The following is a 10438-nucleotide window of genomic DNA, read 5'->3' as shown; positions in this document are numbered from 1 at the left end:
CACGCTTCGCGTCATGACCGTTACAGAAATAGCAGAGCGAGGAGGCTGTGGAGGCCGGGTCGCCAGGGCTCGTCGAGACGCCCGCCGGGCTCAGGCCCGCGAACCGGCCACCTGGCTAGGAGCAGTGGCTGCGCGGCCGGCTCAGGTTGTCGACCAGGCGGTCGAGCAGGGCGGGGTCGTTGGGCAACGAGCCGTGGTTCACGCCCGGGTTGTCGGTCAGGCTGAAGTGGTGGCAGCGCATCGCCCGCCAGGCCACGATGGCGGTGTTGGTGGTGTCCTCCTGGTTGCCGTCACCCATGCGATACAGGAAGTCGCCGGGGTCGGCGAGCTGGCCGGTGGTCAGGTCCGGCATCCTGGCCCCGACGACCGTCGGCAGGCCGGAGCCCCTCTCTGCGTAGACGTCCACGTTCGGGAACCACTTCGGGTCGGCGAACCGGACGAAGCCGATGTAGTAGTCGGCGATGCTCCGGGCGGTGCGCAGTCCGGCGTCGGTGAACAGGCGCGGGTAGTCGCGCGGGGTGTAGGAGCGGCCCGTCGAGGAGTCGCTGATGACGACCTCGCGGCTGTCGAAGATCTCCGGGTCGGCGGCGCTCATGTAGGTCGAGGGGGCGCTCTGGTACATGCGCGCGCTGCTTTGCGCGTTCTCCACGGTGGTGGGGTAGCCGAAGTCCTGGACGTTCTGCCCGGTGAACATCAACTGGTACATCAGGCCCTGCCCCGGCATGTTGCCCGCGATCGGGGTGAAGCCGTGGATGAACCTGTCACGCCATGCCTGGCTGGTGTGGGTGAGCAGGTATTGGGCGTAGAGCGGCCCGTTGGAGTGACCGACGAGGTGTACCGGCTGGTCGCCGTTGGCGTGGTAGGTCTCCTCGATGAGGCGGCGGGTGCGCTGGAGGAAGCCGCCCATGTCGGGGGTGAGCCGGGCGTCGTAGCCGGCGACCCGGATGTCGTGGTCGCGTATGTATCCGTCCGCCTCCAGCCTGCGGTACATCTCCTCGTAGTAGGGCGCGCTGCTGGTGCTGCCGTAGTCGATGATCCGTACGGTGACGCCGGGCTGCTCGGAGAAGCGCTCGGGCATCGGCAGCGCCGGGTCGTCGCGGTAGCGCAGGGTGAGCAGCAGGTCCTGGCACACCTGGCTGAACCTGCTCGGCCGGTCGTTGCGGAACCAGTCCTGGAACGTGCCCGACCGCGGGCATCCGGGCGACGTCGTCTGGTCGATTACGGTCGCCTGGAGCTTGGTGAAGTGGAAGGCGGGGAACAGCACGACCGGCGGTTTCCCCCGCGCCGGAGGCACCGCGGCCGGCCCCGCGCCCAATCCCAGCGGCAGCAGCGCCGCCGCCAGCACACTCTGAATCCAGCCACCGTCGAACATCGCAGATCCCCCTCGCAGCATTTGTGCTCGATAAGGATCGTTACACGATCACACTACGCAATACTCGCAGGTCAGCGTCGTGTCGGAGAGGAAGATCGGGCCGGGGGCGGGTGGGGTCAGCGCCGGCGGGCCACGTCGTAGGTCTCGCGGGCGGTGAAGACGTGGTCCAGCTTGTCCTCGACCCAGCGGGTCAGCGTCCACACCTGCTCGGCCACCTCGTGGCCGATGGGCGTCAGCGAGTAGTCCACCCGGGGTGGGATGACGGGCTTGGCGTCGCGGTAGACGAAGCCGTCGCGCTCCAGGGTCTGCAGGGTCTGCGCGAGCATCTTCTCGCTCACCCCGCCGACGTGGCGGCGCAACTCGCTGAAGCGGTAGGAGCGCTCCAGCAGCGCGGCCAGGACCAGCACGGCCCAGCGGCTGGTGACATGGTCGAGCACCACGCGCGAGGGGCAGTCCGTCCGGTTGACGTCGGCCGGCGCCGCACGGAGCCCGTGCGGCGCGTGCTCTCCGGACTCGGGCCTTTCCCTTACTGCCATATCAGTACCTTACCTGAAAGTGGGTACTTCCTGATTGCACTGTACCGGTCCTATGGTGAGCCTCGGGCGCGGGACCTGCGCCGATTCACTCAAGGGACGGGAAGCACCTCTGATGGGCATCGTCATCACCGCGGCCACCGGACGGTTCGGCCGTATCGTCATCGCGGACCTGCTCGCCGCCGGCGTACCCGCGGACGAGATCACGGCCGTCGCTCGCGCCGAGGACAAGGCCGCCGACCTGGTGGCCAAGGGGGTTCGCCTGCATCTCGGCGACTATGACCGGCCGGAGACGTTCGCGGGGGCGTTCCGGCCAGGGGACCGGGTGCTGCTGATCCCGGGCATCGAGCTCGGCAGGCGGGTGGCGCAGCACGAGGGGGTCATCGACGCGGCGCGGAAGGCGGACGTCGCGCAGCTGGCGTACGTCGGCGTGTTCGGCGGGCCGGAGGCCGACTTCCTGATCGCCGCTGACCACCGCGGCACCGAAGAGCTGATCCTCGACTCCGGTCTGCCCCATACCTTCCTGCGCAACAACTGGTACTCGGAGGCGTACGCGGGGGACCTCAGCGATTTCGCCGGAACGCTGGAACGCGGGGCCATCGTCACCAACGTCGCCGCCGGCAGCCGCATCGCCACGGCTCCGCGCCGGGACTACGCCGCCGCCGCGGCGGTCGTCATGAGTCAGGACGGGCACCTGAACAGGGCGTACGAGCTGAGCGGCGACACCGCGTGGACGTTCGATGAGTTCGCCGCGGAGGTGTCACGGCAGAGCGGCAAGAAGGTGGTCCACACCTCCGTCACCACCGCCGAGCGCAGGGCACTGCTCACCGCCTCCGGCCTCCCCGGTGCCTACGCCGACGCGCTCGTCGACGTGGACGAGGCCATCAGCCGGGGCGCGCTGGCGGGCACGCCGGGGGAGCTGTCGCGGCTCATCGGCCGCCCGACGACGCCGATCGCCGCCACGATCGCGACGGCCCTGGCGAGTCCGGCATCCTGAGCCGCCCGCGTCCACGGCCCGCCGCGAGTCCGGCGTCCCGAGCCGCCCCGCGTCCACCGGGTCAGGCGGGGTCCTCGGGATTCTCGACGGCCCGGGCCACGTCGAAGCTGCCGGTGGCACGGATCCAGTCGTTCACCTGGCGGCGGACGGCGAGGCCCTCAGGAGTACTGATCCCCGGGGGGGCGGCGCCCGCGAAGGGGCCGATGGTGGCGGCGAGGATCCTCAGGCCGGCCTGGTGAGCGCGGTGGGCCAGGGTCGTGAAGCCCTCGATGAGGGCGTCGGAGGTCGCGGAAGGCTCGCCGGACAGGCCGGGAAGGCCGAGGTCGTTGACGCGAGCCGTGCAGAGCTGACGACACCGGCGTCAGCCGCGTAGGTAGGTGACGACCGCGAGGACGCGGCGGTGGTCGTCCTCGTCGGGGGGCAGGTCCAGCTTGACGAGGATGTTGCCGATGTGCTTGCCGACGGCGGCCTCGGATACGACGAGCGCCCGGGCGATCGCGTTGTTCGAGCGCCCTTCGGCCATGAGGGCGAGCACCTCTCGTTCCCTCGGGCTGAGGCGTTCGAGCGGGTCGCGGCGGCGCCGCAGCAGTCGCCTGACCACTTCCGGGTCCACGACGGTGCCTCCCGCCGCGATGGTGTGCAGCGCGTCGAAGAACTCCTCGACGTCGCCGATGCGGTCCTTGAGCAGGTAGCCGACTCCGGTGCCGTCGCCGGAGTCGAGGAGTTCGGAGGCGTAGGCCTGCTCGACGTACTGGCTGAGCACCAGGATGGCGAGGCGCGGGTCGGCCGTGCGCAGCGCGACGGCGGCGCGCAATCCCTCCTCGGCGAAATCCGGAGGCATCCGCACATCCGTCACGACGATGTCGGGCCGGTGCTCGGCGACGGCCGCGACCAGGGCACCGGCGTCCCCGACGGACGCGGCCACCGTGTGACCGAACCGGGCCAGCAGCCCGGAAAGCCCCTCACGCAGGAGTACGCCGTCCTCGGCGATGACTATCTTGAGGGGGCGTTCGACGCGCAAGGGATCTCCACACGTAGCAGGGTCGGACCGCCGGCGGGGCTGGACAGCATCAGCTTGCCGTCGACCACCGAGACGCGATCGGCCAGGCCGGCCAGTCCCGTCCCGGCCGAGGCGTCGGCGCCGCCCACGCCGTCGTCCCGGATCTCCACGGCGAGCATCCCGTCCTCGAACCGCCCCTCGACCGTGGCATGCCGGGCCTTGCTGTGCTTGGCGACATTGGCCAGCGCCTCGCAGACGACGAAGTAGGCGACCGACTCGACGGGCGCCGGCAGGCGTTCGGAGAAGTCGACGGAGACCTCCACGGGGACCGGAGAACGGTCGGCGACCTCCGCCAGGGCGGTGGGCAGCCCGCGGTCGGTGAGGATGCGCGGATGGATGCCCCCGATCAGGTCGCGGATCTCGGCCAGCGCGAGCTTCGCCTGCCTGTGCGCCTCGTCGACGAGCTCGGTGGCCTCCTCACCGCGCGACATCTTCGCCAGCCCGAGCATCATCGTCAACGACACGAGCCGCTGCTGGGCCCCGTCGTGCAGATCACGCTCGATGCGCCGCCGCTCGGCTTCGAACGCCTCCACCAGACGGGTACGGGAACGGGTGAGCTCGGCCAGCCGCTCGCCCGGCTCGTCATCTCGGGGCGTGAGGAGAAACCGGGCCAGCGTGGCGTGGGCCATCGCGAGCGCTGTCAGGGGGTAGACGGCGAGGACCAGCGTGACGACTCCCACGGCCGCCACGAAGAACGCCTTGGGATAGGTCTCGACGTGCCACACCTTGAGCACGTTGATCACGTCGGCCTCGCTCAGGGCGAGCGGCGTGCAGATCATCGCGATGGGCACCACCAGGCCGTACACCACGATGGCGAGCTCGATCGGCCACAGCACCATGATCAGGAGCCCGGTGTAGGCCAGCTCCCTCCAGGTGGCCTGCTCCTTGTAACGCAGCTCCAGCCACGCGCGCAGGCCGGGCTGGCCGGGAACGCGATGGGGAGTGCCGGCCGGCGCCCCGTCGATGATCCGCAGGCGCTTCCGCTCCAGCGCGGCCACCGGAACCCCGCCGAGCCCCAGCGCCACCACCATGGGGATGCCGACCAGTAGCAGCGTCATCACCGCACCGGTGAACAAGAACCCCAGGAACACCACCAGCACGATCGCGCCGACGCCCACGCCCGTGACGAGGTAGGCCATCGCGCGCCATGGCAGGGAGGAGAGGATCAGGTCTCTCCGCGTGAGCGCCTGCCATGACTGTCGTGGTCGCACGCGGCAAAGAATACGAGGTCAGAGAGCATGCTTCCGATGGGCGCCGCCCTACTTGCGAGGTATATCCAGCCCTACCCCGAAGAGTAGGTCCTCGGTCACTGCGCCCCGAACGCCGCCGGCGATGTCATTGGGTCTCGTGAACGAGACAGTGACTTTGCGACCGGGAACAGACGACGACAGGCCCTCCGACCTGCGAGCCTTTGTGGCGGTCGCCATGCGCAAGCAGGGGGTGGTGGGCGCCGTGGCACCGAGTTCGCCGTCGCTGGCACGGGCACTCACGGCGGTGGTGCCGTCCTCCGGAACCCCGCTGGTGGTGGAGCTCGGCCCGGGTACGGGATCGATCAGCGAGGCCATCCGCCGCGGGCTGGCGCCCGGCTCGCGGCAACTCGCGATCGAGGTCGAGCCCTCGATGGTCGCCCACCTGCGGCGCGCCAAGCCGTGGCTGGAGGTGATCCATGGCGACGCGGCGGAGCTGGGAGCCCTGCTGGCGGCGGCCGGCGTGACCCAGGTCGACGCGGTGGTCAGCACGCTTCCATGGTCTCTGTTCCCAGCCTCCCGCCAGTCGCGGATCCTCCACGAGATCGGCAGCGTGCTCGCCCCCGGGGCCGCTTTCACCACGGTGACCTACCTGCACGCCCTGCCCCTCCCGATGGCCAGGGCCTTCCGGCGGCGGCTCCGGTCCGCCTTCGAGGAGGTCCTGACCACCGGGCCGGTCTGGCGGAACATTCCGCCCGGGATGACGTACGTGTGCCGGAGGCCGGTGCTCAGGGCTGAATGTTGATGAAGGGGTCCCAGCAGTAGTAACCCTGCTTCTCGCCCTTGTGGTTGAGAATCATGAAACTGAAGTTGTAGGTGACCGTCCCCGTGTCCAGGACCTCGCACTCCCAGTAATAACTGCTGATTTTCTGGATGGTGGGATTCAGCGGGTCCTGACTGTTCGGCTGCGGCTCGCTGAGCATCACCGACCGCGGTACGGGGGTGCTGATCAGATCCTGCCCTGCCAGGGTGTTGAACCTGTAGAGGATGCCGGTGTACTCGGAGTTCAGGGATAGTGTCGTCTCACGCCACCTGATGATGTCCATGGGTGAGGCGTTGATCGTCAACTCGCTGCCCGGGGTGCTCCCGAGCTGGTTCTGCCGGGTGGTCATGTAGATCAGGTTGCTGCTGTCGGGGATCGACGTCGGCCCGTTCGGATCGGTGTTCCTGCCGAATTCTCCGACAATGGTTTCGGCGTCGATGGCGATGAGAACGTTAATGAATTCCGACATGCAGAAATTCTCCCTGTCGTGTCCGACGAGAACAGAACGTGGAACCCGCAACCACAACTCAGCCGTCAATGCGGTCGATCGGTGCCGCGCGTTGATGCGCGGGGTCGAAGGCTGAGGGGCGAACGCCTCCACCATGATGTTCGCCGTAAGTGCTGTCAAGACCGCAGAATGTCACCCAAATAGCACCGTAACGCCTGGCATTGACGCGATGAGCAGCCGGAATCAGTCCCTGGGACCAGGAGGGCGCGCCCCTTTCCCCGGGGCAGATATGGCGAACAGGACAGAGGTGCATCACCGGGGTGGTCAGGACGGCGCATGGTGGGTTCGATACTCACAGCTGGTACACAGGTTGACGAAAGGGGGCGCACAGCGTCTTTGCCGACGATCGGATGATGACGATGGGGAATGCGAATGCCTTCGGGCAGCTACGCCGACCCGATGGCGGCCCGGTGCGGGTCCTGGTGGTGGATGACGAACCCACCCTGGCGGAGTTGCTGTCCATGGCACTGCGTTACGAGGGCTGGGAGGTGCGCAGCGCCGGAGACGGGCTGAGCGCGGTACGGGCGGCCCGCGACTTCCGGCCGGACGCCGTCGTGCTGGACGTCATGTTGCCCGACATCGACGGCCTGGAGGTTCTGCGGCGGTTGCGCGCGGAGTGGGCCGATGTGCCGGTGCTGTTCCTGACCGCGAGGGACTCGGTGGAGGACCGGATAGCGGGACTGACGGCCGGCGGCGACGACTATGTGACCAAGCCGTTCAGCCTGGAGGAAGTGGTGGCGCGGCTGCGCGGGCTGATGCGCAGGGCCGCCCGATCGGAGCGGCGCTCCGGCTCCCAGCTCGTCATCGGGGATCTGGTCCTGGACGAGGACAGCCGCGAAGTTCGCCGGGCCGGCGAGCCGATCACCTTGACGGCCAAGGAGTTCGAGCTGCTCCGCTATCTGATGCGCAACCCACGCCGGGTGCTCAGCAAGCCGCAGATCCTGGACCGGGTGTGGAACTACGACTTCGGCGGCCAGGCGAACGTGGTGGAGCTCTACATCTCGTACCTGCGCAAGAAGATCGACGCGGGCCGGGCTCCCATGATCCACACACTGCGCGGCGCGGGGTATGTCCTCAGGCCCGGGGAGTGAGCCGCCGCCCCCTGTGAGCCGGTGGCGCGAGCCCGCGCGCTGGTCGCTCAGGGCCCGCCTGGTGGCGGCCATGGCGGCCCTGCTGGTGCCCGCGTTCCTGGTCGTCGGTGTGACCGCCGAGCTGACCCTGAACAAGGCGCTCTACGACCGGGTCGACGACCAGCTCAGCGCGGCGGCGAACCGGGCGCCGCGCGGCTTCGACGATCGGCTGCCCCCGCCGGGTCCACGCGACTGCATGCAGCCGCGTGCTCGGCAGTTCCCACCCGGGCAGGTCATCGGCACCTTGGCGGCGCGGATCTGCCACGGCACAGTGGTCAACGCCGACGTGCTGGTGGAGGACGGGCAGCCGCCGCCGGTCGTCAGCGGCCTCGACGCCACGCTGCTGGCGGTGCCGGTGGACGGCCCCCCGAGCAGCCACGACCTGGGAGCCCTGGGCGAGTATCGCCTCATCGCGCGAACCATGCCTGACGGCGTGGTCTTCGTCACCGGGCTGCCGCTGGCCGACACCAAGGAGACGTTGTACCTGGTGGCCGGTGTGGTGGGCGGGGTGAGCGTGCTGGTGGTGCTGGCGGTGACCTACCTCGGCGTGGTGATCGTACGGCGGGCGCTGCGGCCGCTGTCCCGGGTGGCGGCGACCGCCACCCGGGTGTCGCGGCTGAGACTCGACCGCGGCGAGGTGGTCCTGCCGCAGCGGGTCGCGGAGGCGGATGCCGACGTGGGCACCGAGGTCGGCCAGGTCGGGGCGGCGCTGAACCGGATGCTCGACCACGTCGGCAACGCGCTGGAGGTGCGGCACGCCAGTGAGACGCAGGTGCGCCAGTTCGTCGCCGACGCCAGCCACGAGTTGCGCACCCCGCTGGCGGCGATCCGCGGCTACGCGGAGCTCGGCCGGCGCGCCCGGGAGCCGGTGCCGCCCGAAGTGGCGCACATGCTGAGCCGGGTCGAGTCCGAAGCCCGGCGGATGACCCGCCTGGTCGAGGACATGCTGCTGCTGGCCCGCCTGGACGCCGGCCGTCCGCTCGCGCACGAACCTGTCGACCTGTCGATGTTGACCGTCAACGCGGTCAGCGACGCCCACGCCGCGGGGCCTGGGCACGAGTGGCGGCTGGAGGTTCCCGAGGAACCGGTCACGGTGCTCGGCGACCCAGGGCGGCTGCAGCAGGTGCTGGCGAACCTGCTCGCCAACGCGCGCACGCACACCCCCGAGGGCACCCTTGTCACGGTCACTGTCGGCACCTGCGGGGGGCAGGCCGTGCTGGAGGTCTCCGACAGCGGCCCGGGCATCCCGGCCGGATTGCTCCCGTACGTCTTCGAGAGGTTCGCCCGCGGCGATGGCTCCCGCTCCAGGACTTCCGGCAGCACCGGGCTCGGGCTGGCCATCGTGCACGCGGTGCTCAGCGAGCAGGGCGGAACCGTGGAGGTCGACAGCGCGCCGGGCCGAACCCGGTTCACCGTCCGCCTGCCCCGCACCTGACGGTTTCCTCCCACCAAGGCTAGGAGCGGGGCGGCCGGCGCCTGGCCACGGCGCTTGGGACCCCGCCGAAGACCCAGGTGCGCAGCAGGAGGAACCGCAGGCAGGTGGTGGCGAGGTTGGCGGCCACGAGCACGCCGAGTTCGAGGGGCGCGGCGGGAGCCGGGGCGAGGGCTTGCAGCAGGGCGAGGGAGCCGCCGGTCAGGCCGAGGCTGACGGCGAAGACCAGCAGGCCCTGGGCCTGGTGCAACCACAGGCGGCCGGTACCGCGCACGCCGAAGGCGAAACGCCGGTTGAGCGCGGTGTTGGCCACGGCGGTGACGAGCAGGGCGACGAGGTTGGCGGTCTGCGCGCCGGTCTGCGTCCGCAGCAGGGCATAGAGCAGCAGGTAGGCGAGGGTGCTGACGATGCCGACGGCGGCGAAGCGCAGGAGTTGCCCGGTCAGGCCGGCGGGCACGCCGGGCACCGGTCGCGGGGAGCGCCCGAGTTGCTCGCGCAGGCTACTGAGAGCCAGCCGGCCGGTGCCGAGCGCCGTGACCAGGCGGGCGATGCCCTTGAGGTCGGCGACCGCGGTACGCAGGATGTCGACGCGGCTGTCGGGATCGTCCACCCAGTCGACGGGGACTTCGTGGATGCGCAGGCCGGCGCGTTCTGTCAGGACGAGCAGTTCGGTGTCGAAGAACCAGCCGGTGTCCTGCACCAGGGGCAGCAGGCGCGCGGCCACGTCGGCGCGGACGGCCTTGAAGCCGCACTGCGCGTCGGAGAAGCGGGCCGACAGCGTGCCGCGCAGCAGCAGGTTGTAGCAGCGAGAGATGATCTCCCGCTTGGGGCCGCGGGTCACGCGGGCGCCGCGCGTGAGCCGGGAGCCGATCGCCAGCTCGGAGTGGCCGGAGATGAGCGGGGCCACCAGGGGCAGCAGCGCGGCCAGGTCGGTGGACAGGTCGACGTCCATGTAGGCCAGCACCGGCGAGTCGGAGGCCGACCAGGCGTGCTTGAGCGCGCGGCCCCGCCCCTTCGCGGCCAGCCGTACGTAGGAGACCTCGGGCAGTTCTGCGGCGAGCCCCACCGCTATCTGGTGGGTGCGGTCGGTGCTGGCGTTGTCGGCGATCGTGATGCGGAACGTATAGGGAAACTCGTTGACCAGGTGGTGCCGCAGGCGGCGCACGCAGGGTTCGAGGTCGTCCTGCTCGTTGTGGACCGGCACCACGACGTCGAGGACCGGGGCGTTCGCCGGCAATCGTGGGGCCGTGACGGAGGCGGATGACGCTGAGGTGCTCATGGTCCTACCGTCGCCGGGGCGGCTGTCAGGGTTTTGTGGTCGTGCTGTGACGAGGCTGTGAAGCCGGGCGGCGCCCGGCACAGCGCGGAAGGCGGCTCCCCGGGGTACGGGGGGCCG

At 70.1% G+C, this 10438-nt stretch carries 10 protein-coding genes; 4 read left to right on the top strand and 6 right to left on the bottom strand.

All coding sequences use genetic code 11. The annotated features are described in order from the left end of the window. Positions 1 to 115: 115 nt before the first annotated feature. A complete protein-coding gene (locus BLS95_RS32465) occupies positions 116 to 1372 on the bottom strand; it encodes a lipase/acyltransferase domain-containing protein (RefSeq protein WP_143043950.1) in 1257 nt (418 codons plus the stop codon). A gap of 116 nt (positions 1373 to 1488) precedes the next feature. Continuing rightward, positions 1489 to 1908, bottom strand: a complete 420-nt coding sequence (locus BLS95_RS32460; RefSeq protein WP_090940150.1) for a winged helix-turn-helix transcriptional regulator — start codon at positions 1906 to 1908, stop codon at positions 1489 to 1491. 112 nt (positions 1909 to 2020) lie between these two features. On the opposite strand from BLS95_RS32460, the gene BLS95_RS32455 reads away from it, so the two are divergent. Next, positions 2021 to 2902, top strand: coding sequence for an SDR family oxidoreductase (locus BLS95_RS32455; RefSeq protein ID WP_090940147.1), 882 nt, complete (start codon positions 2021 to 2023; stop codon positions 2900 to 2902). 361 nt (positions 2903 to 3263) lie between these two features. Here BLS95_RS32455 and BLS95_RS32450 read toward each other — a convergent pair whose 3' ends face one another. Beyond that, positions 3264 to 3923 (bottom strand): response regulator transcription factor, encoded by a 660-nt coding sequence (locus tag BLS95_RS32450; RefSeq protein WP_090940145.1) that lies wholly within the window; start codon positions 3921 to 3923, stop codon positions 3264 to 3266. After that, complete coding sequence (locus BLS95_RS32445) at positions 3896 to 5173, bottom strand: sensor histidine kinase (protein ID WP_090940142.1); 1278 nt, start codon at positions 5171 to 5173, stop codon at positions 3896 to 3898. Before BLS95_RS32445 ends, BLS95_RS32450 begins: the two co-directional genes overlap by 28 nt. 136 nt (positions 5174 to 5309) lie before the next feature. On the opposite strand from BLS95_RS32445, the gene BLS95_RS32440 reads away from it, so the two are divergent. After that, complete coding sequence (locus tag BLS95_RS32440) at positions 5310 to 5954, top strand: class I SAM-dependent methyltransferase (RefSeq protein ID WP_245765419.1); 645 nt, start codon at positions 5310 to 5312, stop codon at positions 5952 to 5954. Here BLS95_RS32440 and BLS95_RS32435 read toward each other — a convergent pair. After that, entirely contained in the window at positions 5938 to 6600 is a 663-nt protein-coding gene (locus BLS95_RS32435) for an inclusion body family protein (RefSeq protein ID WP_143043949.1), read from the bottom strand. The genes BLS95_RS32440 and BLS95_RS32435 overlap by 17 nt on opposite strands. Before the next feature lie 239 nt (positions 6601 to 6839). Here BLS95_RS32435 and BLS95_RS32430 point away from each other — a divergent pair, with 239 nt between their 5' ends. Further along, entirely contained in the window at positions 6840 to 7571 is a 732-nt protein-coding gene (locus BLS95_RS32430; protein ID WP_281250052.1) for a response regulator transcription factor, read from the top strand. Between the two features lie 13 nt (positions 7572 to 7584). Beyond that, positions 7585 to 9045, top strand: coding sequence for a sensor histidine kinase (locus BLS95_RS32425; RefSeq protein ID WP_245765418.1), 1461 nt, complete (start codon positions 7585 to 7587; stop codon positions 9043 to 9045). Positions 9046 to 9064: 19 nt separating this feature from the next. Here BLS95_RS32425 and BLS95_RS32420 read toward each other — a convergent pair whose 3' ends face one another. Next, positions 9065 to 10321 carry a bifunctional glycosyltransferase family 2/GtrA family protein gene (locus BLS95_RS32420; RefSeq protein WP_090940130.1) on the bottom strand — a complete coding sequence of 419 codons (1257 nt, stop codon included), beginning with the start codon at positions 10319 to 10321 and terminating at the stop codon, positions 9065 to 9067. Positions 10322 to 10438 lie beyond the last annotated feature (117 nt).

The sequence above is a fragment of the Nonomuraea jiangxiensis genome (genome assembly GCF_900099965.1).
In the GTDB taxonomy this organism is placed as follows: domain Bacteria; phylum Actinomycetota; class Actinomycetes; order Streptosporangiales; family Streptosporangiaceae; genus Nonomuraea; species Nonomuraea jiangxiensis.
This window is presented reverse-complemented; position numbering and strand designations above follow the sequence as displayed.

Excerpts from the sequence above, each read along its gene's own strand:
- BLS95_RS32420 (WP_090940130.1), bottom strand. The coding sequence starts at position 10,321 with ATGAGCACCTCAGCGTCATCCGCCTCCGTCACGGCCCCACGATTGCCG.
- BLS95_RS32430 (WP_281250052.1), top strand. The coding sequence starts at position 6,840 with ATGGGGAATGCGAATGCCTTCGGGCAGCTACGCCGACCCGATGGCGGC.
- BLS95_RS32455 (WP_090940147.1), top strand. The coding sequence starts at position 2,021 with ATGGGCATCGTCATCACCGCGGCCACCGGACGGTTCGGCCGTATCGTC.
- BLS95_RS32465 (WP_143043950.1), bottom strand. The coding sequence starts at position 1,372 with ATGTTCGACGGTGGCTGGATTCAGAGTGTGCTGGCGGCGGCGCTGCTG.
- BLS95_RS32460 (WP_090940150.1), bottom strand. The coding sequence starts at position 1,908 with ATGGCAGTAAGGGAAAGGCCCGAGTCCGGAGAGCACGCGCCGCACGGG.